General features: G+C 69.7%; 24 protein-coding genes and 1 pseudogene. 17 read left to right on the forward strand and 8 right to left on the reverse strand.

All coding sequences use genetic code 11. The annotated features are described in order from the left end of the window. Positions 1-12: 12 nt before the first annotated feature. Together ACWEOW_RS15765 and ACWEOW_RS15770 are read left to right on the forward strand one after the other, a co-directional pair. Complete coding sequence (locus ACWEOW_RS15765) at positions 13-753, forward strand: alpha/beta hydrolase (protein ID WP_452270165.1); 741 nt, start codon at positions 13-15, stop codon at positions 751-753. Beyond that, positions 746-2,002 (forward strand): ATP-grasp domain-containing protein, encoded by a 1,257-nt coding sequence (locus ACWEOW_RS15770; RefSeq protein ID WP_452270166.1) that lies wholly within the window; start codon positions 746-748, stop codon positions 2,000-2,002. The genes ACWEOW_RS15765 and ACWEOW_RS15770 overlap by 8 nt, the downstream gene beginning before the upstream one ends. Positions 2,003-2,047: 45 nt before the next feature. Here ACWEOW_RS15770 and ACWEOW_RS15775 read toward each other — a convergent pair whose 3' ends face one another. Continuing rightward, positions 2,048-2,680 (reverse strand): DUF1345 domain-containing protein, encoded by a 633-nt coding sequence (locus ACWEOW_RS15775; protein WP_452270167.1) that lies wholly within the window; start codon positions 2,678-2,680, stop codon positions 2,048-2,050. A gap of 118 nt (positions 2,681-2,798) precedes the next feature. On the opposite strand from ACWEOW_RS15775, the gene ACWEOW_RS15780 reads away from it, so the two are divergent. The 3 genes from ACWEOW_RS15780 to ACWEOW_RS15790 are packed head-to-tail and all read left to right on the forward strand — an operon-like array spanning position 2,799 to position 5,318. Then, positions 2,799-3,833 carry a diacylglycerol/lipid kinase family protein gene (locus tag ACWEOW_RS15780; protein ID WP_452270168.1) on the forward strand — a complete coding sequence of 345 codons (1,035 nt, stop codon included), beginning with the start codon at positions 2,799-2,801 and terminating at the stop codon, positions 3,831-3,833. Further along, entirely contained in the window at positions 3,826-4,587 is a 762-nt protein-coding gene (locus ACWEOW_RS15785) for a phosphatase PAP2 family protein (RefSeq protein ID WP_452270169.1), read from the forward strand. Before ACWEOW_RS15780 ends, ACWEOW_RS15785 begins: the two co-directional genes overlap by 8 nt. After that, positions 4,584-5,318: a phosphatase PAP2 family protein gene (locus ACWEOW_RS15790; protein WP_452270170.1), complete on the forward strand. Its 735-nt coding sequence runs from the start codon at positions 4,584-4,586 to the stop codon at positions 5,316-5,318. Before ACWEOW_RS15785 ends, ACWEOW_RS15790 begins: the two co-directional genes overlap by 4 nt. Positions 5,319-5,415: 97 nt before the next feature. On the opposite strand, the gene ACWEOW_RS15795 is transcribed toward ACWEOW_RS15790, so the two are convergent. The 5 genes from ACWEOW_RS15795 to ACWEOW_RS15815 form a co-directional block, all read right to left on the reverse strand. Next, complete coding sequence (locus tag ACWEOW_RS15795) at positions 5,416-5,583, reverse strand: hypothetical protein (RefSeq protein ID WP_452270171.1); 168 nt, start codon at positions 5,581-5,583, stop codon at positions 5,416-5,418. A gap of 110 nt (positions 5,584-5,693) precedes the next feature. Next, positions 5,694-6,479 carry a DUF1206 domain-containing protein gene (locus tag ACWEOW_RS15800; protein WP_452270172.1) on the reverse strand — a complete coding sequence of 262 codons (786 nt, stop codon included), beginning with the start codon at positions 6,477-6,479 and terminating at the stop codon, positions 5,694-5,696. A 149-nt stretch (positions 6,480-6,628) separates the two neighbouring features. Further along, on the reverse strand, positions 6,629-6,805 hold the full coding sequence (locus tag ACWEOW_RS15805) for a hypothetical protein (RefSeq protein ID WP_452270173.1): 177 nt from the start codon (positions 6,803-6,805) through the stop codon (positions 6,629-6,631). Positions 6,806-6,943: 138 nt separating this feature from the next. Continuing rightward, positions 6,944-7,795, reverse strand: a complete 852-nt coding sequence (locus ACWEOW_RS15810; RefSeq protein ID WP_452270174.1) for an acyl-CoA thioester hydrolase/BAAT C-terminal domain-containing protein — start codon at positions 7,793-7,795, stop codon at positions 6,944-6,946. A gap of 82 nt (positions 7,796-7,877) precedes the next feature. After that, entirely contained in the window at positions 7,878-10,427 is a 2,550-nt protein-coding gene (locus ACWEOW_RS15815) for a DEAD/DEAH box helicase (RefSeq protein ID WP_452270175.1), read from the reverse strand. Positions 10,428-10,619: 192 nt separating this feature from the next. On the opposite strand from ACWEOW_RS15815, the pseudogene fdh reads away from it, so the two are divergent. From fdh to nrfD, 3 genes and pseudogenes are all read left to right on the forward strand, one after another. Then, positions 10,620-13,919 (forward strand): annotated as a pseudogene (gene fdh, locus ACWEOW_RS15820) (formate dehydrogenase); the annotation flags it as partial. Positions 13,920-14,068: 149 nt separating this feature from the next. Beyond that, positions 14,069-15,190, forward strand: a complete 1,122-nt coding sequence (locus ACWEOW_RS15825) for a 4Fe-4S dicluster domain-containing protein (protein WP_452270176.1) — start codon at positions 14,069-14,071, stop codon at positions 15,188-15,190. Positions 15,191-15,480: 290 nt separating this feature from the next. Continuing rightward, complete coding sequence (nrfD, locus tag ACWEOW_RS15830; RefSeq protein ID WP_452270177.1) at positions 15,481-16,434, forward strand: NrfD/PsrC family molybdoenzyme membrane anchor subunit; 954 nt, start codon at positions 15,481-15,483, stop codon at positions 16,432-16,434. A 101-nt stretch (positions 16,435-16,535) separates the two neighbouring features. On the opposite strand, the gene selD is transcribed toward nrfD, so the two are convergent. After that, a complete protein-coding gene (gene selD, locus ACWEOW_RS15835; protein WP_452270178.1) occupies positions 16,536-17,534 on the reverse strand; it encodes a selenide, water dikinase SelD in 999 nt (332 codons plus the stop codon). Between the two features lie 169 nt (positions 17,535-17,703). Here selD and ACWEOW_RS15840 point away from each other — a divergent pair, with 169 nt between their 5' ends. From ACWEOW_RS15840 to ACWEOW_RS15850, 3 genes are all read left to right on the forward strand, one after another. Continuing rightward, entirely contained in the window at positions 17,704-17,952 is a 249-nt protein-coding gene (locus ACWEOW_RS15840; RefSeq protein WP_452270179.1) for a hypothetical protein, read from the forward strand. Next, complete coding sequence (locus tag ACWEOW_RS15845) at positions 17,952-18,176, forward strand: hypothetical protein (protein ID WP_452270180.1); 225 nt, start codon at positions 17,952-17,954, stop codon at positions 18,174-18,176. Before ACWEOW_RS15840 ends, ACWEOW_RS15845 begins: the two co-directional genes overlap by 1 nt. Before the next feature lie 118 nt (positions 18,177-18,294). Continuing rightward, the gene (locus ACWEOW_RS15850; RefSeq protein ID WP_452270181.1) at positions 18,295-19,041 is read left to right on the forward strand and encodes a peptidoglycan-binding domain-containing protein; all 747 of its coding nucleotides are present in this window, start codon (positions 18,295-18,297) and stop codon (positions 19,039-19,041) included. 21 nt (positions 19,042-19,062) lie between these two features. Here the strand turns inward: ACWEOW_RS15850 and ACWEOW_RS15855 are convergent, their stop codons facing one another. Next, positions 19,063-19,626, reverse strand: a complete 564-nt coding sequence (locus ACWEOW_RS15855) for an MBL fold metallo-hydrolase (protein ID WP_452270182.1) — start codon at positions 19,624-19,626, stop codon at positions 19,063-19,065. 106 nt (positions 19,627-19,732) lie between these two features. Between ACWEOW_RS15855 and ACWEOW_RS15860 the strand changes: the two genes are divergently transcribed. The 6 genes from ACWEOW_RS15860 (at position 19,733) to ACWEOW_RS15885 (ending at position 24,466) form a co-directional block, all read left to right on the forward strand. Then, a complete protein-coding gene (locus ACWEOW_RS15860) occupies positions 19,733-19,975 on the forward strand; it encodes a DUF1272 domain-containing protein (RefSeq protein ID WP_452270183.1) in 243 nt (80 codons plus the stop codon). A gap of 127 nt (positions 19,976-20,102) precedes the next feature. After that, entirely contained in the window at positions 20,103-20,441 is a 339-nt protein-coding gene (locus tag ACWEOW_RS15865) for a histone-like nucleoid-structuring protein Lsr2 (protein WP_452270184.1), read from the forward strand. 3 nt (positions 20,442-20,444) lie between these two features. Further along, positions 20,445-20,831 carry a hypothetical protein gene (locus ACWEOW_RS15870; RefSeq protein WP_452270185.1) on the forward strand — a complete coding sequence of 129 codons (387 nt, stop codon included), beginning with the start codon at positions 20,445-20,447 and terminating at the stop codon, positions 20,829-20,831. 131 nt (positions 20,832-20,962) lie between these two features. Then, complete coding sequence (locus ACWEOW_RS15875) at positions 20,963-21,808, forward strand: SGNH/GDSL hydrolase family protein (RefSeq protein ID WP_452270186.1); 846 nt, start codon at positions 20,963-20,965, stop codon at positions 21,806-21,808. Between the two features lie 33 nt (positions 21,809-21,841). Next, positions 21,842-22,513, forward strand: a complete 672-nt coding sequence (locus ACWEOW_RS15880; RefSeq protein WP_452270187.1) for a Type 1 glutamine amidotransferase-like domain-containing protein — start codon at positions 21,842-21,844, stop codon at positions 22,511-22,513. A 468-nt stretch (positions 22,514-22,981) separates the two neighbouring features. Then, positions 22,982-24,466: a sialidase family protein gene (locus ACWEOW_RS15885; RefSeq protein ID WP_452270188.1), complete on the forward strand. Its 1,485-nt coding sequence runs from the start codon at positions 22,982-22,984 to the stop codon at positions 24,464-24,466. Positions 24,467-24,541: the final 75 nt, after the last annotated feature.

The following is a 24,541-nucleotide window of genomic DNA, read 5'->3' on the forward strand; positions in this document are numbered from 1 at the left end:
CTTGCGCCGCACGTGGGTCGCACCCGGCTGAGCGTCACCGGCACACCGGTCGGCGGCATCGAGCTCGCCGTCGTGTCGCCGACGGGCACGCGTCGTGCCGACCCGCTACCGCTCCTGCTCGTCCACGACGGTCCTGACTACTCACGAAAAGCCCACCTGCTCAAGGTGGTTCGCGAGTGGTATGCCGCCGGCCGAGTCCCAGCCCACCGCGTGGTCCTGCTCGAGCCGGGCCCGCGGAACGAGCGGTATGCCGCCAATCCCGACTACGCCGAAGCGCTCACCGGGCACGTGCTCCCACGGGTGCGGGCGGCATACGGGACGGTGGGCAGGCCCGCCATCGTCGGAGCGAGCCTGGGTGCGCTCGCGGCCTTCCAGGCCGAGTGGCTGCGGCCCGGCACCTTCGGCGGGCTCTTCCTGCAGTCCGGGTCCTTCTTCCGCAAGGGGCTCGACGACGAGGAGGACTTCGAGTTCTGGGAGCAGGTCACAGCCTTCGTGGCCTCGGTGAGACGCGCGCGTCGTAGCCGCACGAGGGCGCGGATCGTCCTGACGTGCGGGAGCGAGGAGGGCAACCTGGCGAACAACCGGCAGCTCGCCGCGGCGCTCGGCAGGCAGGGCTGCGAGGTGACGTTCGCCGAGATCCCTGGTGGGCGACACGACTGGCCGAGCTGGCAAGCCGCGTTCGACCCCCTGCTGTTGACACTCCTGCAAGGATCGGACCACCCGAACGATCGAGCAGGAGAGGCACATGGCTGAGACCCGCAACCACCTCATCGGTCTGCTGCTGGGAGCCGAGGAGGACTGGCCGACAGCGTTCGAGGAGCTGCTCAGGCTGGTCGGCCCGATCACGACCGACGACGGAGTCACCCACGAGCTGAGCAGTGAGCGCCTGACCATCGAGCCGTTCGACCTGCGACAACCTGTCCGGACGGGCCTGGTCATCGACCGCCTCGCGTACTGGTACTACCACCCGCGCGAGTGGCTGAAGAAGGCCGCGCTGATGAACGACACCTACCTGCTCAACAGCCCGTTCACGTTCCAGTCGATGGAGAAACACAGCGCGTACTGCGCCCTCATGCGGCTCGGTCTCAAGGTCCCAGAGACGTGGCTAGTGCCGTACAAGAACCCCGTCGACAACGTCCGGTGGGCCTACACGTCGGCGAAGTACAACCGCCCGTTCGACCTCAAGCAGATCGCGAACAAGCTGGGCTACCCGATGTACATGAAGCCGTTCGACGGTGGTGGCTGGCGTGGCGTCTCCCGCATCAACGACGAGTCCGACCTCGTCAAGGCGTACGACGAGTCGGGCGAGATGCTCATGCACCTGCAGTCGACCGTCGAGTACGACCATTTCGCGCGGGCGCTGTCGATCGGCCCCGAGACGATGGTCATGGACTTCCGCCCTGAGCAGCCGATGCACAACCGGTATGCCGTGAGCTACGACTTCCTCAACCCCTCCGCGGGCCGCCAGGCGGCCGCGATCAGCCGCATCGTCAACGCGATGTTCGGCTGGGAGTTCAACTCGGCGGAGATGCTCGTCAAGGGCGATGACGTCTACCCGATCGACTACGCGAACGCGTGCCCCGACGTCGCCGTGACCTCGCTGCACTACTACTTCCCGTGGGCCATCAAGGCGCTGGTGCGCTGGTCGGCGTACTGCCTCGTCACCGGGCGGCAGGGCCGGGTCGACCTCGAGATGCGGCGCTACTTCGATGTCGCGGACCGCGAGGACCTCACCGACGGTGAGAAGCTCGACGCCTACCTCGCGATCGCTGACGAGTACTTCGAGACCAAGGACTACTGGGCCTTCTGCGACCGGCACCTGTCGCACCTCGACCGTGCGGTGCTCGAGTGGGTCCGGTCGGACGCGTTCGACAAGCTGCTTCGTACGACCGTGGTCACGACGTACCCCGCCCACGAGCGGGACAAGTTCATGGCGCACTTCGGTGGGCTCATCGCGATGTGGGTGCGCGACGAGGAGGCGCGCCTCGCGGTCGCCGAGTAAGCGCACCGGGGCCCCGCCCACGATCCCGTGCGGCCGGCGCTGGCCTCAGAGCGACCCGCCGATGCCGACGACGAGGTTGATCGTCGAGGCGATGATGATCGTGCCGTAGAGATAGGCCAGCAGCGTGTGGCCGAGCACGACACGACGCACGGCGGAGGAGCGCAGGTTGGTGTCGGACACCTGGTAGGCCATGCCGAGGTTGAACGAGAAGTAGGCGAAGTCGGAGAACTGCGGGTCCTCCGACTGGTTGAAGTCGATCGGCGGAGCCGGGCTCGCGTAGTAGAGCCGCGTGTAGCGCAGCGTGTAGACGGTGTGCACGCACAGCCAGCCGACACCGACCGCCAAGATGCCGACGAGTGCGTCGAAGACGAGCTCGGTGCCTTTGGCCCTCGTCGCGATGAGCAGCACCGCGACGCCGAACAGGCTGGCGAGCCCGACGACGATGACGACCACGTCGTACCACGCGGCGTCGCCGTCCCGGCCCGCGACCTTGTCCCGCGTCGCGGGCGCGTCGTGGCTCAGGAGGTGGACGAGCAGTGGGATGGCGAACGAGAGGCCGCCCGCGATGAACCCGATCAGCGAGTGCACGAGGAGGCTGCCGGCCCTGCCGATCGGGACGAGCCCGGCGGCGATCGCAACGAGGAGGGCGACCAGGAGCCGCCGACGGATGGTGGGCACGGTCCGGAGGTTACCCCGAGCCGCTGGGGTGACACGGGAAGCGTCGCGGCGGGTATGACGACTGAAGGCTGCTCGCGTGGCCCGCTGACCTGTCCCCCCAGTACCTAGGATCCGATGCATGCAAGACCCTGGCCCCGACCCGGCCGCCGCCACCGCGCGTCGTCGCCTGACCGTCGTCTACAACCCGGTCAAGGTGGACGATCTCGACGCCGCGAAGCGGCTTGTCGCGGATGCGGCGGCCCGGCACGGCTGGGACGCGCCGTGCTGGATCGAGACGACCGAGGACGAGCCGGGGGAGCGGCAGTCTCGTGAGGCGGTCGAGGCCGGTGCGCAGGTCGTCGCCTCGCTCGGCGGGGACGGCACGGTGCGTGCCGTCGCTGCAGCACTCGTCGGATCGGACGTGGCTCTCGGCCTGCTGCCCGGCGGCACCGGGAACCTTCTCGCCCGCAACCTCGGCCTGCCGGTCGACCGGCTGGACGCGGCCGTCGAGGCGCTGCTGACCGGGTCGGACCGGCGGATCGACGTCGGGTTCGTCAAGGCAGAGGGCGGGACCGCCCAGGCCCATACCGGCTTGGCCCGCTCCGAGGACTGGGTGTCCGACGACAGCCCAGCGACAGCCGAGAGCACCTCGGCCGGCACGGCCGACGACTCCGAGCTCGTCTTCCTCGTCATGACGGGCCTCGGCCTCGACGGTGAGGTCATGGCGGAGACGAACGAGACCGTCAAGGCCGCCGTCGGCTGGGTCGCGTATGTCCTGGCAGGTGCGAAACGCCTTGTAGGACGCGGATTCCCGGTCCACGTCGGCACGACGACCGACCAGAAGGTCACGCGCCACGCGCGAACGGTCGTGGTCGGCAACTGCGGCACGCTCCAAGGCGGCATCGAGCTCCTGCCGGACGCCCGCGTGGACGACGGCATACTCGACGCGGTCGTGATCGCCCCGAAAGGGCCCTTCGGCTGGGTCTCGGTCATCGTCGACATCGCAACCAGGCATCGCGCGGGCCATGGCCGCCTCGACCGGCTGCGCGGCTCTCGCCTGACCGTCGAGGCGCGGCACCCGGTCGAGGCCGAGATCGACGGCGAGGCCATCGGACCCCGCTCCCGTCTGGACGTGAGGGTCGAGCCGGAGGCACTGGTGGTGCGCGTTGGCTGACCTGAGACGAGTCCGGGGCACGGCACTGAGGAGCGGGAGCAACCGCCTCGGCCGTGGCCGACGGCTGCTCAAGGCCGTGGGCTACGGGCTGGCGTTCGCCGTGCCGATCACCGCGCTGGCGTTCATCGTCCGGGAGAAGTTCCTGCCGGTGATCGAGCTCGATGAGCGGGCTATCGTCGCGGCCACCGACATCACCCGCGACAACCCCTGGCTGCGCACCTTCCTGATCGCCTGGCAGGAGGCGACCCAGCCCAGGTGGCTCTACATCGTCGCGTCGGTCGTCTGCCTGGTCGTGTGGCGTCGCTACGGCCTCGCGACCCGCGCCCTGTGGGCGTTCATCACGATGATGATCGCCTGGAACCTCCAGCTCGTGCTCAAGGAGATCGTGCAGCGGGCCCGCCCCGTGGTCAGCGACCCGGTGTCGCACGCGCCCGGGTACAGCTTTCCGTCCGGCCACGCCGCGAACGCCGCCGCCGTGTCCACGGTGATGGTGCTGCTGCTGTGGCCGCTGCTGAGCCCCGTTGGTCGACGCTGGCTGGTGGGGTGCCTCTCGGTCCTGGTCCTCGTGACCGCGCTCGACCGAGTCTTCCTCGGGGTCCACTACCCGTCCGACGTCGTGGCGGGCATCCTCTTCGGCGTCGGCCTGGCCACGGCGTCGTACCTGGGCTACCTCGGGTGGAACCCCGCCCAACCTGACGACCCGCCCCCTCCGGAGGGCCGGACGGGACCCGAGCCGACGAAAGGAAGCACGTGAGAAACCGCTTCGTCCACCGCTACGAGATCGACCAGACACGCCCGACCTTCGGGTCCGCCGTTCGCGACGCGGCCCTGCGGGTGTTCGCGCCGGCTGTTCTGCTGTTCGGCGCGATCACCGCCCTCGGCTTCCTCATCAGCGGCCCGCTCGGTGGCCTGCCCAGCGAGAACGACGTGAGCCGCGCCGTGCAGCGGCTGCGGACCGCGACGTGGGACTCGGTCACGGCGGTGTGGTCGCACACCGGCAACACCGAGATCATCATCGGGACCTGCGTCATCGTCGCTGCCCTCGTCTGGTGGCGGACCAGACAATGGTGGTATGCCGTCGTCCCGGCCATCGCGATCGCCGCGCAGGCGAGCGTGTTCGTCGCCGCGACGACGATCGTCGGGCGCCAGCGCCCGCCCGTGGATCATCTCGACCCCGCGCCGCCGACATCCAGCTACCCCAGCGGGCACATGGGCGCGGCGACGGCGCTCTACCTGACGTTCGCGCTCATGGCCCAGCGGATCCGCCGAGCCTGGCTGCGACGCCTGGTCACCGTCGTGTGTCTCGTCGTCCCGCTGCTCGTCGGCTACGGGCGCCTCTACCGCGGCATGCACCACCTGAGCGACATCCTCATCGGCATGCTCAACGGGATCGTCTGCGCACTGCTCGCCTGGAACTACCTGCGTCGTGATGTGACGACCACGCGTGCGGCGGACACAGCGGCGACGGCGCGCACGTCGGTGTAGGCATACCAGCTCCGGCAGGGCGGCACAACGCCCCCGGACGCGGCGATCGCCGGGAACCCTCGGGCTCCCGGCGATCGCCGATGTATCTAGTGACCGATCAGGTGCCGGACACCTGGGCCCGCACCCAGCGGATCCCGAGGCTGAGGATCAGGCCGCGCTGGGGCGTGGTCGGAGTGTCGGTGACCGGTCGCTGTGCGCGCCGCGTCCGACGGTCCAGGTCGACGCTGCGCTGACGAGCGATCTTCTCGTTCAGGTACGTGTTCATTGGTGCCCTCCTGCACTTGTGATGCGGTCATCAACAGAGTGCGGTCGGGCCGTTCTGATTCATCCCCGGCTGAACTGCTTCGGAAAGCAACCGGGGAGGCGTCTGACGGTTCAGACGCGGGCGTGCTTGGCGCGGCCGAAGGAGTAGATCCCGTAGGCGATGAGGCCGAGCGCCACGACCGTCAGGAGCAGCTGTCCACCAGGCGCGCCAAGCAGGCTGCGCAGCGCGGTGTCGAGCCCGCCGGCCTCGCTGGGCTTGTGCCGCACCGCGGCGATGACGAAAAGGAACCCGACGATGCCGAGTGCCACCCCCTTGGCGATGTAGCCGAAGCGCCCGGCCCGTTCGATCCAGCGCCCGGGGTGCTCTTCGAGGTCCTTGAGGAAGGTGCGCCGCCAGCCCTTGTATACGTGGTAGACCGCGACACCGATGATGACGACACCGACGAGCGCGACGAGCCACTGGCCTGCCGGCTTGGACATGAGGGTGGCCGTGAAGTCGCGGGTCTGGCTCTTGCTGCTCTTGCCCGAGCCGGTCGCGAAGCTGAACGCCGTCCACGACAGGGCGAGGTAGACGATGCACTTCGCGGCGGCCTTGACCCGGTCTCCGGCGCTGCGGACGCCACCGACGGCCTCGCTGAGCTGCCAGATCGCGAGGCCGAGCCAGCCGAGCACCGCCACCCAGAGGACGACCTTGCCGACCGGGTTGTCGGAGAGCGTGCCCAGGGCCCCGGACTGGTCGGCGCTGGCCTTGCTCGAGAGCCACGCCATCTGCAGTGCGATGACTCCGAGGAGCACGTGGAGCACTCCGTTGAGCGCGTAGCCGACACGCGCCGTCAGCTCGAGAGCCCGGTTGTTGCCCGCACGGGTCGCGGCGGACCTGACGTCTGTTGAGTCCATGATGGGTTGTCCTGTCGGTGGAGGGTCTTCCGATCAGCCAACCGGGAACATACCCAGGAATGCCGTCCGGCTCCCACGACCTGAAGTCCGTCCCGTCCGCTGCGCCCTTGGCGCCCCTGCGGTGAGGGTGCGGGCGGAGGTGCGCCGGGTCAGACCACACGGAGGTGACGGCTCCGGCGCCAGCGGAGTCGGCGCTCGCGGGGCAGCCGTCCGGTGGCGGTGTCCCGCTGCACGTGTGCGCGACGACGCTGAGCCAGGGCGGCCTGGCGCTCGATCTCGTCCTCGCGCTGTGCGGCCAGGGCTGAGAAGACGTAGTAGGAGACCATGACCTCGTCCTTCGAGTGGGTGCTTTCGTGACGTCTCCAGACTCGGTCTGAGGCGTGGCCCCGCACATCGGACGTATGCCGTATTCTCGCCGCCCGCTGTGTCTTACGGGTCGCGCGGGCCGGCCTGAGGTACCTACGTCACTCTGCGCCGATGACTCGAAGGATCTCGGGCCAGGCGAGGCGGCCGAGGGCACGGTCGCCGGCATCGGTGCCACCCCGTGCCATCGGCCGGCCGCCGCCGGCGGGCTCCTCTCCGGGGAGGATGACGCGGTGCCCGGCCTCGGGGTGGGTGACGACGGTGGTCGGGAGGCCCTCGGCGCGTCGGCGGGCCTCGATGGCCCGGGCGGACTCGAGCGACGGCCACACCTGGTCGTCGCCGCCGGCCACGAGCAACACGTCGCCGAAGAACCGCTCGACGGGGATCGTGGCCACGCCGACCCGGTCGGCGAAGGTGAGCAGGCTCTGGCGGTACATCGGAGCGAAGACCGGCGGCTCGCCGGACACCTCCACATCGTCGTCGTAGGGGACGAACGACATCGGCTCACCGTGCCGGCTCCACGACGAGGCCTGCGGACGGAGCTCACCGTCTGGTCCAGGCCCGACGTTCGCCCACACCACGTGACTCGGCGCGAGCGCAACCACGGCGTCCACGCGGGGGTCGTCGGCGGCATACGCCAGGAATGCCTCGGCTGACTTGGACACGCCCATGAGGACGACCCGATCGCATTGTCCCGCAAGGAGGTCCACTGCCCAGTCGAAAGACTCGAGCGGGAGCTCGTGGATCGCCGCGGGCTGGCTGTCGTCACCGAACCACCGGTACGTCATCGCGGTCGCGCCGGCCCGGCCCAGCACCCTCACGCGGTCGCGCTCGACGCGCCCGCTCGATCCGGACAGCACGAGCACGCCCGTCCCGGTGCCGCCCTCGGCGGGTCTGACGACCAGGCCCTCGGGCCCCGCCAGCTCGCGTTCGGACACCTCGTGGTTCGCCATGAAGGCCACCCTAGGGCGGGCCACCGTGGGCCACCTGTCTGCCGCGGGCGCGGCCTCGACCCGTGCGCGTGGGCGAGCCGGGTCAGCCGCCGAGGCGGGCGAAACCGGTGACCGTCACGACCGCCGCCCCCGCATCGTCGCTCGCGGCCAGGTCGACGACCGCGGTGATGCCCCAGTCGTGGTCGCCGTCGGGGTCGGCGACCACTTGCCGAAGCCGCCACTCGCCCGGCACCTTCTCGACCTGGAGCAGCGCGGGGGAGCGGGCGGCCTGGTCCGTGGCGATCGAGTCGTGGTCGTCGTAGTAGGCGCCGAGGGCGTCGTTCCACGCGTCCGCATCCATGACCACCGGCCGAGGCGGGTCCGTGAGCTCCGCGACCCGCGCCTCCAGCTCGCCCAACGCCTCCCAGGCGTCGCGGGCGGCGAGCTCGACCCGGTGGAACATCGCGTTGCGGACCATCACCGTGAACGCCCGCTCGTTCGCGGTGAGCGGCCGGGCCGGTGGCGTCACATCGGCCGTGGTGGCGGTGGTCGACGCCGGGTTGACCAGCTCCTCCCACTCGTCGAGGAGGCTCGAGTCGGTCTGGCGGACGAGCTCGCCGAGCCACTCGATGATGTCCTCGAGCTCCTCGGTGCGGTGCGACTCGGGCACGGTGCGGCGCAGGGCGCGATAGGCGTCGCTGAGATAGCGCAGCAGCAGGCCCTCGGACCTCGACAGCCCGTAGTACGAGACGAACTCGTTGAACGTCATGCCGCGCTCGTACATCTCACGAACGACCGACTTCGGTGACAGCGCTTCGGGTGAGACCCACGGGTGGGACTTCCGGTATGCCGCGAGCGTGACCTCGAGGAGGTCGGCCAAGGGCTTGGGCCAGGTGACCTCCTCGAGCCGCTCCATCCGCTCCTCGTACTCGACTCCGTCCAGCTTCATGGCCGCGACGGCCTCGCCGCGGGCCTTGAACTCCTGCGCCCACAGGACCTGTCGGGGGTCCTCGAGGATCGCCTCGATGATCGACAGCAGGTCGCGCGCGTAGGTCTCGGACTCGGGGTCGAGGGTGTCCATGACGGCGAGGGCGAACGGCGCGAGCGGCTGGTTGAGCGCGAAGTCGCGCTGGAGGTCGATGGTCAGGGCGAACCGGCGCCCGGACGACTCGACGGTCGGCAGCCGCTCGACCACACCCGAGGTGAGCAGCTCCTTGGCGAGCACCAGGGCGTGCCGCTGCAGGCGCCGCTGGTCCTTTACCTCGTGGTGGTTGTCCGAGAGCAGGCGCACTGCATGCGCCACCGGGTTGCCTTCTCGCGCAAGGAGGTTGACGAGCAGGGAGTGCGAGACGCGAAGCCGGGGCTGCAGCGGCTCGGGCTCCGAGGCGATGAGCCGCTCGAACGTCTCCTGGGACCAGCCGACGAAGCCCTCGGGCGCCTTCTTGCGCTGGACCCGCTTGAGCTTCTTCGGGTCGTCACCGGCCTTCTCGACCGCCCGCAGGTTCTCGATGACGTGCTCGGGCGCCTGGGCCACGACCCAGCCGCGGGCGTCAAAGCCCGCCCGGCCCGCGCGCCCGACGATCTGGTGGAACTCGCGCGCCTTGAGGAGCCGCTGCTTCGTCCCGTCGAACTTGGTGAGCCCGGTGAGCAGGACCGTGCGGATCGGCACGTTGATCCCGACCCCGAGCGTGTCCGTGCCGCAGATGACCTTGAGCAGGCCGTCCTGCGCGAGCTGCTCCACGAGCCGGCGGTACTTGGGCAGCATGCCCGCGTGGTGCACCCCGATCCCGTGCCGGACGAGGCGCGAGAGGGTGCGGCCGAAGCCGGCGCCGAAACGGAAGCCGCCGATCCGCTCGGCGATCGCCTCGCGCTCCTCGCGGCTCGTGATCCGCACGGCCATGAGGCTCTGTGCCCGCTCGAGCGCGGCCGCCTGCGTGAAGTGCACGACGTAGACCGGCGCACGGTCGTGCTCGAGCAGCTCCTCGATGGTCTCGTGCAGGGGCGTCACGGCATACGAGAACTCCAGCGGGACGGGCCGCTCGGTGCCCGAGATGACGGCCGTCGCGCGACCCGTCCGCCGGGTCAGGTCGTCGCGGAACATCGTCACGTCGCCCAGCGTGGCCGACATGAGGACGAACTGCGCCTGCGGCAGCTCGAGGATCGGCACCTGCCACGCCCAGCCGCGGTCCGGCTCGGAGTAGAAGTGAAACTCGTCCATGATGACCAGGCCGATGTCGGCCGAGCTGCCTTCTCGCAGAGCGAGGTTCGCGAGGATCTCGGCGGTGCAGCAGATGATCGGCGCGTCCGCGTTGACCGACGCGTCGCCGGTGATCATGCCGACGTTGTCGGCTCCGAACTGGTCGCACAGCGCGAAGAACTTCTCGGAGACCAGAGCCTTGATCGGCGCTGTGTAGAAGCTGACGCGGTCCTCCGCGAGGGCCGTGAAGTGGGCGGCGGTGGCGACGAGCGACTTGCCCGACCCGGTGGGCGTTGACAGGATCAGGTTGCTCCCCGAGAGGATCTCGAGAAGCGCCTCCTCCTGGTGCGGGTACAGCGTGAGCCCCTGCTCCGCAGTCCACTCGGCGAACGCGTCGTAGAGCGCATCGGCGTCGGGGTCAGCCGGGATGCGCCCGTCGAGGTTCGTCGTCGTCACCCGGCGAGTATGCCGCCGTGCCCGGGGCCGCGCCGAATCGTGTCGGCCGGCACGCGCTGCAGCGAAGCGAGGCGCCAAATGCACGCCGTGCGGGCCTAGGGTGTTAGGCGACCCCCCTGCCTGGGAAAGATGACTCATGGACGGCTGCCGACGGCATACCGACCGTGCCCTGCGCGAAGGAAGGTGACGGTGATGGACCCGAAGAAGACGTTCCTCTCGTGGCCCGTCGTGCGGCAGCTCCGCTCGGGCGACTACCTCGCCCGCGGTCCGGCGGTCACCTCGGACACCACGCGGTCGATGCGGCCCCGCACCGCCACCGCGGACCGGGTCGTCAAGAGCATCTGCCCCTACTGCGCGGTCGGCTGTGGCCAGCGCGTCTTCGTCAAGGACGAGAAGGTGGTCCAGATCGAGGGAGACCCCGACTCGCCGGTGTCGCGCGGCCGGTTGTGCCCGAAGGGCTCGGCCAGCGAGCAGCTCGTCAACCACCCCGGCCGCCAGCGCAAGGCGCTGTACCGCCGGCCCGGCGGCACGGAGTGGGAGCCGATCGACCTCGACGAGGCCGTCGACATGATCGCCCACCGGTTCGTCGAGTCGCGCCGGCACGGCTGGCAGGACCACGACGAGCACGGCCGGCCGCTGCGGCGCACGATGGGCATCGCCTCGCTGGGCGGGGCGACGCTCGACAACGAGGAGAACTACCTCATCAAGAAGCTGTTCACCGCCGCCGGCGCGATCCAGATCGAGAACCAGGCTCGTATTTGACACTCCTCCACGGTCCCCAGTCTGGGGTCCTCGTTCGGGCGCGGCGGCGCGACACAGTACGTGCAGGACCTGTCCAACTCGGACTGCATCGTCATCCAGGGATCGAACATGGCCGAGTGCCATCCGGTCGCCTACCAGTGGGTCACCGAGGCACGTCTCAAGGGCGCCAAGGTGATCCACATCGACCCGCGGTTCACGCGCACCTCGGCCACGGCCGACAAGCACATCCCGATCCGGGCCGGCAGCGACGTCGTGCTGCTCGGCGCCCTGATCAACCACATCGTCAGCAACGACCTCTACTTCAAGGAGTACGTCGTCGCATACACGAACGCTGCGACGATCATCAACGAGGACTTCCGCGACACGGAGGACCTCGACGGCCTCTTCTCCGGCTACGACGCAGGGAAGGGCAGCTACCAGCCCGACACGTGGGCCTACGAGAGCCGCGGTGAGGACGGTGAGGCGCCGCTCGGCACGATCGGTGGGCCGGCAGCCGGGCACGAGCACGGCCACAGCGGTGCCGAGCGGGCCGCCGGCGACCAGCACGGCTCAGGCGGCCCCGCGCTGGAGCACGCGAAGGTCGTGCGAGACGACAGCCTGCAGCACCCGCGGACGGTCTTCCAGATCCTCAAGCGGCACTACTCCCGCTACACGCCGGAGATGGTCGCCGACGTGTGTGGGATCTCCGTCGACGACTTCGCCTACCTCGCCAAGGCCGTCACGGAGAACAGCGGCCGCGACCGGACGACGTGCTTCGTGTATGCCGTGGGCTGGACCCAGCACACGCTCGGCGCGCAGTTCATCCGGACGTCGGCGATCATCCAGCTGCTGCTCGGCAACGTCGGTCGGCCGGGTGGCGGGGTCATGGCGCTGCGCGGCCACGCGAGCATCCAGGGCTCGACCGACATCCCGACCCTCTACAACATCCTGCCGGGCTACCTGGCCATGCCGGTCGTGGGCCAGCACGACACGTGGCAGGAGTACCTCCGAGCGATCGCCAACAAGCAGCAGAAGGGCTTCTGGGCCAACGCCGATGCGTATGCCGTGAGCCTGCTGAAGGCATGGTGGGGCAAGGCCGCGACCGCCGAGAACGACTGGTGCTTCGACTACCTCCCGAGGCTCTCCGGCGCCCACGGCACGTACCAGACGACGATGGCGATGCTCGACGACGAGGTGGAGGGGTACTTCCTGCTCGGCCAGAACCCGGCCGTCGGGTCCGCGCACGGTCGCATGCAGCGACAGGCCATGTCGCACCTCAAGTGGCTCGTGGTCCGCGACTTCACGATGATCGAGTCGGCGACCTTCTGGAAGGACGGCCCCGAGATCGCGACGGGGGAGCTGGCCACGGAGGACATCCAGACCGAGGTCTTCTTCCTCCCGGCGGCCGCCCACACGGAGAAGAGCGGCTCGTTCACGCAGACGCAGCGGATGCTCCAGTGGCACCACCAGGCGGTCGAGCCCCAGGGCGACTCCCGCAGCGAGCTCCAGTTCTTCTACCAGCTCGGTCTCCGGGTCCGGCAGCTGCTCGCCGGCTCGACCGACGAGCGCGACCGTCCCCTGCTGGACCTCACGTGGGACTACCCGGCAGACCACCTGGGCGACCCCGACGCCGAGGCGGTGCTGGCCGAGATCAACGGCCGTCACCTGACCGGGGACAAGGCGGGGCAACCCCTCTCGGCGTACACCGAGATGAAGGCGGACGGGTCGACCGACGGCGGGTGCTGGATCTACACCGGCGTCTACGCCGACGGCGTCAACCAGGCGGCCCGTCGCAAGCCCGGGCGCGAGCAGGACCTGACCGCCCTCGAGTGGGGCTGGGCGTGGCCGGCGAACCGCCGCATCCTCTACAACCGCGCCTCGGCCGACCCGGAGGGCAGGCCCTGGAGCGAGCGCAAGAAGTACGTGTGGTGGGACGAGGAGCAGGGGAAGTGGACGGGCCACGACGTGCCTGACTTCGTGCCGGACAAGGCTCCGACCTTCCGGCCGGACGAGGACACGGGCGGGCCCGACGGCCTCGCCGGGGACGACCCGTTCGTCATGCAGGCGGACGGCAAGGGCTGGCTGTTCGCGCCGAAGGGGATGCTCGACGGGCCCTTGCCGACGCACTACGAGCCGCAGGAGTCGCCGGTGCGCAACCCGCTCTACGCACAGCAGTCGAGCCCGGCGCGCAAGGTCTTCCCGCGCAAGGACAACCTGTGGAGCCCGTCGGGTGACACCCCCGGGTCGGAGGTCTACCCCTTCGTGTTCACGACGTACCGGCTCACCGAGCACCACACGGCGGGCGGCATGAGCCGCTGGCTGCCGTACCTGTCCGAGCTTCAGCCCGAGTTCTTCTGCGAGGTCTCGCCCGAGCTCGCCGCGGAGCGCGGCCTCGAGAACGGCGGGTGGGCGACGATCGTCTCGGCACGGACCGCGATCGAGGCGCGAGTCCTCGTGACCGAGCGGGTGAAGCCGCTGCTCATCGGCGGTCGCACGATCCACCAGGTGGGGCTGCCCTACCACTGGGGGGTCGGCCGGGACGCGCTGGTCAGTGGCGATGCGGCCAACGACCTGCTCGGCGTGGCGCTCGACCCCAACGTGCAGATCCAGGAGAGCAAGGCCGGCTCGTGCGACATCGTCCCGGGCCGCCGGCCGACGGGCGAGGCGCTGCTGCGGTTCGTGTCCGAGTACCAGTCGCGAGCTGGCGTGACCACCGAGACGTCCAACGCGCTCGCGACCGCGGACGCGCAGGCCGTCACGGCGTCCCGGGAGGCACAGCTTCGGCACGCGGCCCGGATGGAACAGCAGGCGGGCGCAGCGCAGGAAGGCAACGCCCATGAGCCGCCGCGGCACGCGCCGAAGCGAAGCGGAGGCGCCAGCCAACAGGGAGGGCAAGACGGATGAGTTTTTGGCGCAACCAGCTGTCGGGTCCCACCGACCCGGCGAGCGACGCGGCCTGGGACGTCGTCGAGCCGCGCAAGGGATTCTTCACCGACACCTCGATCTGCATCGGCTGCAAGGCCTGCGAGGTCGCCTGCAAGGAGTGGAACGCCATCCCCGAGGACGGGCTCGACCTGCTCGGCCAGTCCTATGACAACACCGGCGCGCTGGGCGCGAGCACGTGGCGGCACGTCGCGTTCGTCGAGCAGTCGAGCGAGCGCATCGATCAGGCTCGCGAGTCGGGCCGACGGCTCGTCTCCCTGGGTATGCCGTCCCTGCGCTCGGGTGCCGGGACCGCACTCCCCGGGACGGGGACCGACGGCCAGGTGGCCGGCCCCGACGCACGGCTGGGCGCTGCCGCGCCGGGGCCGACGGACTCCGCCGTGCCCGACGTGCGCTGGCTCATGTCGTCGGACGTGTGCAAGCACTGCACGCACGCGGCGTGCTTGGACGTGTGCCCGACCGGCTCGCTCTTCCGGACGGAGTTCGGCACTGTCGTCGTGCAGGACGACATCTGCAACGGCTGCGGGTACTGTGTCGCGGCCTGCCCGTTCGGGGTCATCGAACGGCGACGGGGTGACGAGGGGCACGAGCGCGGCGCGCAGTCGCACGGCATCTCGATCGGCGGGTCGGCTGGGGGGTCGGGTGGGGGCTCGCACAGCAACCCGGCGTCGCACGCGGCCTCGAACGGAGAGGTGAAGAACGTGGGCATCGCCCAGAAGTGCACGCTCTGCTACGACCGCATCGGTGAGGGCCAGCAGCCGGCCTGCGCCCAGGCGTGCCCGACGACATCGATCAAGTTCGGCAACCTCGCCGACCTGCGCACCGAGGCCCAGCGGCGAGTGGGCGAGCTGCACGCGCTCGGCTACCCCGAGGCCCGTCTCTACGGCGCCAACCCGGACGACGGCGTCGGCGGGACCGGGTCGGTCTTCCTGCTGCTCGACGAGCCTGAGGTCTACGGCCTGCCACCTGACCCCAGAGTGACCACTGCAGATCTGCCCGACATGTTCCGCAAGGCCGGCTACGCGGGCTTGGCCATGCTCGCGATGGCCGCGGCCTCGTTCCTCCGGAGGCGCCGATGACGACCAACCCCTTCGACGCGGACCGGCCGCCCGAGCCGTCCCGTCGGCGCCGGCAACCCAGCGAGGACGCCCATAGGGCGCCGGAGAATGAATCGGGATCAGCCGCGGCGCCGGCGTTGCCTGGACGTAGCGCAGCGAGCTGGGTCCCACGCTCTGCGTGGGAGGAACGAGCGAGCGCAGCGGAGGAAGGCAACGCCCATCAGGCGCCGCGGCACGCGCCGCAGCGAAGCGAGGCGCCACGTGATGAGGCGCCAAAGACACGCCGCGACGAGTCGATGATGGTGCCCGACGTGACGTTCGACAGCTACTACGGCCGCCACATCGTCAAGCCGGCTCCGTGGAAGAAGGAGATCGCGGCCTACCTGTTTCTCGGGGGCATCGCGGCCGGGTCGCAGCTGCTCGCAGCGGGGGGCGCGGCACGCGGCTACCCGGCGCTGCGGCGGGCCGGGCGCGTCGCCGCGGTCCTGGCGGCGGCGGCGGGTGGGGGCGCCTTGGCCATGGACCTCGGCAAGCCGAGCCGGGCCCTCAACATGATGCGCACCGTCAAGCTCACGTCCCCGATGTCGGTCGGGTCGTGGATCCTTGCCGGTTTCAGCGGCTTCTCCGGTCTCGCGCTCGCGTCGGAGGTGGGTGCCGCACTGACCGACGGCCGTTCAGGCGTGGGGAAGGCGCTGGCACTCGCGGGGCCGTCCGCCACGGTCGGCTCGGCGCTCTTCGCGCCGCCGCTCGCGGCATACACCGCGGTGCTGCTCGCCGATACGGCCACGCCGACCTGGCACGAGTCCTACCGTGAGCTGCCGTTCGTCTTCGTCAGCTCGGCCAACGCATCCGCGGCGGGACTGGCGATGATCACCGTCCCGACGAGCCAGAACGGGCCGGCCCGCAAGCTCGCTGCCCTCAGCGCGGTCACCGAGCTCGTCGCGTTCGAGAGCATGACCGAGCGCCTCGGGCCGACCCTTTCCGAGCCGTTGCGCACCGGCCGGGCCGGTCGGCTGCTGAAGGCGAGCAAGATCCTCACGACGGCAGGCGCCGTCGGCGCGGTCGCGCTGGGTCGCAGTCGGGTCGGCGCTGCGCTGAGCGGCCTTGCGCTCATGGCCGGTTCGGTGTGCACGCGGTTCGGGGTGTTCGAGGCGGGCATGGCCTCCGCGATCGACCCGAAGTACACTGTCGAGCCGCAGCGACAGCGTCTCGAGCGCCGTCGAGCCGAGGGCGTCGTGGAGGACTCGATCACGACGGCGCGGTAGCCGGGCGCCGGTCGGTTCGAGGTGCCGGCTCGTGAGATGAGGCGACCTATCACCTCGGGCCGAATACCTCGAACCGCCATGGCGCGCGGACGTGGGGGCCCTCAGCGGACCACGAGGACCGGTTCCCCGGCGCGGTGCACGACGAGCTCACCGATCACCGGGTGACCAGGCAGCTCGCCGGCGACGAGCAGGCCGCCGCTGGTCTGGGCGTCGGCGAGCAGGACGAGCTCATCCTCGTCGATGTCGGAGCGCAGCTGCGGCCGCACCCAGTCGAGGTTGCGGCGGCTGCCACCGGGGACGTAGCCCGCAGCCAGCGACTCGCGCGCACCCGCGAGGTACGGCACGGCAGCCGAGTCCACGATGGCGGCGACGCCGGAGGCGCGGGCCAGCTTGTAGAGGTGGCCGAGCAGCCCGAAGCCGGTGACGTCCGTCGCCGCACGCAGGCCCGCCTCGACCGCTGCCGCACCCGCGCTCGCGTTGAGCAGGGTCATCGACTCGACGGCCTCGGGAAAGACCTCGCCTGTGGCCTTGTGGCGGTTGTTGAGGATGCCGACCCCGAGCGGCTTGGTCAGCGTGAGCGGCATACCTGCGGTGCCGGCATCGTTGCGCAGCAAGCGATCTGGGTCGGCTATGCCGGTGACAGCCATGCCGTACTTCGGCTCCGGGTCGTCGATGCTGTGGCCGCCGGCCACGGGGCAGCCGGCGAGCCGCCCGACGTCCAGGCCTCCGCGCAGGACCTCTGCGGCGAGCTCCATCGGGAGCACGTCGCGCGGCCAGCCGAGCAGGTTCACGGCGACGACCGGACGGCCCCCCATGGCGTAGATGTCGGACAGCGCGTTGGCCGCCGCGATGCGGCCCCAGTCGTAAGGGTCGTCGACGACGGGCGTGAAGAAGTCGGCGGTCGCGAGGACGGCCACGCCGCCCTCGATGCGCACCGCGGCGGCGTCGTCGCCGGAGTCGAGGCCGACGAGCAGGGTGGGGTCGGGCTGCCCCGTCAGCCCGCTGACCATCCGCTCGAGCTCGCCCGGCGGGATCTTGCACGCACACCCACCGCCGTGGGCGAACTGGGTCAGCCGAGGGCCCCGGTCGGTCACGCTCATTCCCCCACCGTATGCGGCCCGGCGCAGCGGGCGCGCCGGGGCGGTTCGCGACGACCCTGGGTTTCACCGTCACGATCGGCCGCGTCCTGCGTCGCATGAGTGGGCGGATCCACGAGGCCGCGCCCGACGAGCGGGGTCGATCGCGCTCGGGCCACCAGACAGGAAGGTCATGACGGAGATGTTTGGGTTCCAGAGCCCCGAGCCTGCAGCGGAGGACCACGTGTCCGTCGTCGGCTGCCCCTACTGCGCTGAGGGCATCCCCTTGCGGGTCACCGCGCGCAAGATCGCCACCGACTCCAGCGGGCGGCCCGTCGTGAGCGTCGAGGCCGCGATGGCTGTACATCGGTGCCCTGAGCCCGCCCGAAGCACGTCCCGCCGCGCGGAGGGACGCTCGCCGGCTCTTTCCGAGGGTGCGTGATGAGCGACGACGCTGAGCCGCTCTCTCGCGCGGGCTCCGGCGGCCGTATCGCCAGCACGGTCGACACGGCCCTGATCCGGCGCAGGCTCCAGCATCAGGTCACTGCGGCCGAACGGGCCCATCGGGCGCTGCCGCTGATCATGACTCACGACGTGCCTGCGCTGTGCGACGAGGTGGACCGGTTGCGCGAAGAGGCGTTGCGCGGCTCCTTCCCAATGCCCTGACACGCGGGCCGGCCGGGTTCGACAATGGGGAGACACGCCGAGGTCGCTCGTGTCGGCTCCGGCACCGGGGTCCGGTCCACCGGGACGAGGCGGGACCGGCGGCAAGGGGATGACCGCTATGGCAACGCTCACGGTGCTGACTCAGCACGGCATACAGAGGCCGTCGGAGGTCATCGAGCTCGCGGCCATCACGGGCTTGGAGCTCGCTGCCGCGGCCACGTTGCTGGACAAGGAGTCGAGCGGCGGCCGCAACGTCTACGGCCACGACCCGGTCGACACGGGAGGTTTCTACGAGCTGGGCGGCCCGGTCACCAAGGACTCGTACCTGCAGTACAAGCAGCACCGTGGAGTGCTGGGCAGCCAGGGGGTGGGCCCGACACAGCTCACCCTTGCGGCCTTCCAGGACCGCGCCGACGTCCGCGGCGGCTGCTACGACTGGCGAGTCAACGCCCTCGTCGGGTTCGAGATCCTCTCCGGGCTCATCAAGGCCAAGGGAGTGCGCAGCGGCTTCCGGGCCTACAACGGGTCCGGGCCTGCGGCCGAGGCCTACGCCACGGACGCGATGAAGCGCCTTCAGGTCTGGCGGGACAGCCTGGCTGCAGCGCCCGCGCCGCCGCCCGAGCGGCCGACGCTCCGTGAGGGCGACACCGGGTCCGTGGTCGCCGCCCTGCAGCGATTCCTCAACAAGACCTTTCCCGCTTACTCGCACATCGACCTCGCGCCGAAGCGCTACGGCCCGCAGACCGCCAGGGTGATCGCCGAGTTCCAGCGTCGCGCAGGAGTTTCGGGGCCGGGTGTCAACGCGGCGGGCCACTCCGTCGGACCGCCGACGTGGGGTGCGCTCGAGCACTTCGGCTTCCGCTGACTCACGGCAGGCGCCGAGCAGTCAACGGCGGTCCAGCTCGGCGGGGTGGAACGGCTCACCGTGACCAGGCACGATCAGGGCCGGACCGAGCTCGAGCAGCGCGGCCCGGGAGCGGTCCAGTGCGGCCTGGTCCTCGGCTCTCGGGTCCTCGGCGGGGCCGTCCTTGGACCACCACAGATGCGTGCAGGCCACGAGGCCGTCTGCGGTGTCGACGAGGGTGGTGATGTCCTGGGCAGTGTGACCGGGTGTGGCCATCAGCCGCACCGACGGCGAGAGCTGGAACCCGTCGGCCGGCCGGTCCGTCCAGCTGTCGTCCTGGTAGATCGCCCAGAAGTCGTGGAACCGGGCTCGTGCGAACAGCGCCGCGTTCAACGTGTGGTCGGGGTGGTGGTGGCTGAACACCACATCGCCGACGTCAGCCGCGTCGAGCGCCAGCGTGGCCAGCGGATCGAGGATCTTGCCGCGGTGCGACACCATGCCGGGGTCGACCACCACGGCTTGCCCCTGGTCGAGGATGAGGACCACGGTGCTGGCCACCCGATCCTCGGCATATCCGGCGGACAGGACGTGCAGCTGCGCGGTCATGCGGTCATCGTGGCACGTGGAGCGCGGGCCACGTCTCGCCGCGCCGCAGGGTCCCGTTGACTCCCGTCAGCGGGTGGCGGTCGGCGAAGGCTGTGACACTGGCGGCATGTTGGAGCTGCGGCCGAACTGCGAATGCTGCGACGTCGACCTGCCACCCGGGTCGACCGATGCCATGATCTGCACCTTCGAGTGCACCTGGTGCGCGCGGTGTGTCGAGGTGTGCCTGGGTGGTCAGTGCCCGAACTGTGGCGGGGACCTGCAGCGCAGGCCGGTTCGTCCCGCTTCGCAGCTCGACGCTCATCCGGCCTCCACGAGGCGGGTCCTGCAGACGGGACTGCACCGTTCCTGACGCCGCAGCACATCACCACTGGTCGATTGTCGGGTCGATTGTCGGGGCCATCGCGTGTGGGTCTTCGTCTTCGGCCGTCCGCGCGCCTATTGTTTCTTGGGACAGGGTTTACTCGATGGGAGAAAAGGTGGCGCAGCAGATCATTACCAAGCTCGTCGATGACGTCGATGGCAAAGAGATCAGGCAGGGTGGCGAGACCGTCCGCTTCGCTGTGGACGGGGTGTCGTACGAGATCGATCTCAACGACAAGAACGCGAAGAAGCTCCGCCAGAGCCTCTCGGTCTATGTGCAGCACGGACGGCGGGTCGGCGGTCGGCGGTCCAGCGGCGCCGCCGCAGCCAAGCCCAAGTCGAACAAGGCAGATCTCGCGGCGATGAGAAAGTGGGCCCGAGACAACGGGTACGACGTCTCGGACCGAGGCCGGATCAGCCAGGAAATACAGAAGGCCTACGCAAAGGCACGCTGACTCATGTCGAGCAGCATCTCCACCAATGCGCCCCCGGTCCTGCAGAGCTACTACCGGATCCTCACCAGTGGACCAACGGCATACGGCGACGGGGACGACCTGCGTCCGTTGCTCTCGGGACACCTCGACTTCACCGGATCCCTCGCCGGTCATCGGCCCGACTCGACGGACGGCTTCCTTCGCGGGGTGTCCGGGTTCATCGCCACCGTCGAGCAGATCGACATCGTGCGTGAGGTCCACGACGACCACGGCTCCGCGGTGCTCTACGACGCCACGATGCCCGGCGGGACCGTGCGCTTCGCGGAGTTCTTCACCTACCGCGACGGCGTGATCGACACACTCGACCTTCATTACGACGGCGAGGACTACATCGCCAAGGGTGGCCGCTGATCGCCGACTCGAACTTCGCAGGCAGCATTCAGCCACAGAGGCGCCGCGCGATGCAGACTGGTCCGGTTGCTCGGGGCTGCCACAACGAGGTGGAGGATCAAATGTTCCGTCGCGCCCGGTTCCCTCGATGGATGGCGCACGTCGCAGTCCTGGCCACGGCCTTCCTGCCAGTACTGACCGCGAGCACGTCCGCGACCGCGGCACCTCAAGCGGTGACGAGGTATGTCGCTCTGGGTGATTCGTACACGGCGGCTCCCCTCGTGCCGAGCATCATCCCGGCCAACGGCTGCTTCCGGTCGACGAACAACTACGCACACGTCGTGGCGCGGACCCTCAGCATCGCGGACTTCGTCGACGTGAGCTGCAGCGGAGCGCAGACGAAGGACATGTTCGGCTCGCAGATGGCCGGCGTCTCGGCCCAGCTCGACACGGTGACACCCGACACCGACCTCGTCACCCTGGGGATCGGTGGCAACGACTTCCAGGTCTTCGGCACGCTCGTCGGCTTCTGTCCGACCCTGGCACCGAGCGACCCGACCGGGGCACCGTGCCGGGACGCCATGCGCAGCGATGGGCAGGACCGCCTCCTCGCCGCTGTCGCCGTCACCAAGCAGCGCATCCACGGGGTCATCGACGCGATCAAGGAGCGCGCCCCGCACGCTCGGGTGCTCGTCGTGGGCTACCCCGAGATCCTGCCGCGCCAGGGCACGTGTCCATCGCTCATGCCACTCGCAACCGGCGACTACCGCTACGGCAACCAGGTCAACCAGCGCCTGACGTGGGCGCTGCGAGAGGCGGCCGCGCAGGAGCACGTCGACTACATCGACGTCTGGCAGGCGAGCCAGGGCCACGACGTGTGCTCGGCCGACCCATGGGTCAACGGCCAGCATGCCGACCTGACTCGGGCCCAGGCGTTCCACCCGTTCGCCAACGAACAGGCCGCCGTCGCGGACCTCATTGTCTCCTCGCTGGGGTAGGCATAGTCCATCGCACTCGAGGCAGGAGGCATGGTGAGACTTCTTCTCACGTCCGCGGGCGTCAAGAACCCGAGCATCCAGAACGCGCTGGTCGACCTGCTGGGCAAGCCGATCGAGGACTCCGCCGCCCTGTGCATCCCCACCGCCCAGTACGGACACCCCCAGCTCGGGCCAGGCGCGGGAGCCTGGCGATTCATCGCTGGACGATCCGACCTTCCGATGACCGGCCTGGGGTGGAAGTCCGTCGGCGTGCTGGAGCTCACTGCGCTGCCCAGCATCGACGAGGAGCGCTGGGTCCCCAGGGTCCGCGAGGCGGACGTCCTGCTCGCGGCAGGCGGCGACGCGCTGTACCTCTGTCACTGGATGCGCGAGTCGGGCCTGGCGGATCTCCTGCCGTCGCTGGACAAGACGGTCTGGGTCGGGCTCAGCGCCGGAAGCATGGTGATGACCCCTCGGATCGGCGAGGTCTTCGTCGGGTGGAAGCCGCCTGGCGGGGGCGACGAGACGCTCGGTTTCGTCGACTTCTCGATCTGTCCGCACGTGAATCCCGAAGGCATGCCGGGCAACACCCAGGCCGAGGCGGAGAAGTGGGCTGCCGACATCAACGGCCCGGCGTATGCGATCGACGACGAGACCGCGATCATGGTGAACGAAGACCTGGTCGAGGTCGTCTCCGAAGGGCACTGGAGGCTGTTCCCTTCCTAGCCCAACCAGGCGAACCGCCAGCGAACGACGCGACTCAGGTGACGGCATACGTCGCTGGCTGGGTTCGCCTCACGTCGGGCTTTCGCCGTCTTGACGGCACGGGATGGACGCCAGTCACATCGGTCCCGCCAGCGCCTCTGGCGTGGTCGGCAGGGTGTTGTCGAATCGCCTGCGGTCCCCGTCGGGGCCGGCGTACCGTCCCAAGGATGGGGGAGGCCCAGGGATAGTCACGGAACCCGGAGGTGCCTCATGGACAAGAAGAGTCGGCGAAGGGTGGCGTCGCTGGCCACCCTCAGCCTTATCGGTTTCGCTTTCACGTCGTTCTCGACCGAGTTGTCCGCCACGGCGGCCTCTGCCGGTCACGCCCATTCGTCGCCGCTGCTCAAACACTCCCATCCCCTGGCTCGCAATCCGCTGCTGAATGGAGGCCATGACAAGGAGGGCCCAGGCGAACCCAGGCTCTCTGCGTTGTGCCAGGACTTCTTGGGTCAGCCGAACCCGTATGGCAACCCCGCGCCGAACGTCGACGCGATCGTCGGTGACACCGTCGTGCCGGTGGGCTCCCAGACAGGGTGTTCCGCGGCCCAGAACGAGACCACGATCTCGGTGAACCCGGACAACGCGCGCAACCTCGTGGCGGGTGCCAACGACTACCGCGTCTTCAACTCCCGCGAGAACCGGAACGACACGTCCGGGTGGGCCTACACGACCACAGACGCCGGCCACACGTGGACCAATGTGCAGCTGCCCCACCTGACGTTCCAGACCGGCGCCACCGGAGCGCTGTCGCAGATGGACGGCGCCGGTGACCCGGCGGTCGCGTTCGGACCGAACAACACCGTCTACTACGCGAACATCGTGTTCAGCCGCCTCAATGAAGCCAACGGCATCGCCGTCAACGTCTCGCACGACGGCGGTATGACCTGGAGCGAGCCGTCCATCGTGCAGCTCGACGGCGTCGACGCCAACGGCAACCCAAGCCCCACGCCCATCTTCAACGACAAGGAGTGGATCGGCGTCGACCAGAGTTCTGGTGCGGTCTACGTGACCTGGACCCGCTACGGCACCGATGACAACCCGATCGTCATGTCGAAGTCCGTCGACGGCGGTGTCACCTGGAGTCCCCGGACCACGGTCACGCCGGCATTCAGCGCCGGGGGAATCACGCCCTACGACCAAGGTTCGTTCCCGCTCGTGGGCTCGGACGGTGCGCTCTACGTCGCCTATGAGGGCTCCGTGTGCCAGACCCTCGCGTGCGACCAGCCGACCGACCACGACGCGATCGTCGTCGCCAAGTCGACCAACGGGGGCGCGACCTTCGTCAACACCCAGGTGGCGGCCGACTACGACTTCCCGTTCAACGCCGACATCGGCGACCTGAGCCTGACCGGCGAGAACTTCCGGATCAACAGCTTCCCGTCTCTGGCGATCGACCGGACGAACAACCGTCTCTACGTCACCTGGGCCGATGACCGGAACGGCATCTACAACGCCTCCGGCGCCTCGGTGCGGACCAACGGTGACGTCCTCGTCTCGACCTCCGGCAACGGCGTGCAGTGGCAGGCGCCGTTCACCCTCGGCTCGCCCCAGGACGAGGTCTTCCCCGCGGTGGCGGCCTACAACGGGCGTCTCGCAGTGTCCTACTACACCCGCAGGTACGACGCGAACGGGATCGGCCTCGACGTCGGGATGAACAGTGCGACGGGCATCGGCAACCTGAGGAACTCGGGAACGGCGCGAGTCACCACGCAGACGAGCAACCCGCAGGTTCAGTTCGTCGGCATCGGGGCGGTGTCCGGGGAGGTGCTCCAGGGCGAGTTCATCGGCGACTACACGGCCATCGCCATGGGCAGCGACCTCGTCGCCCACCCGACGTGGACCGACTTCCGCGGCAACCCGGGCGTGGGGACACCGAACCAGGACGTGTACTCCCAGGCGGTCAGCCTCCGCTGACAACCATTGGTCCTGTGTGGCGCTCGAGCTGCCCCGGGCGCCCGCAGGGCCGGGTATGCCGTCGGCCCATACGCT

The organism is Monashia sp. NPDC004114, assembly GCF_053603855.1.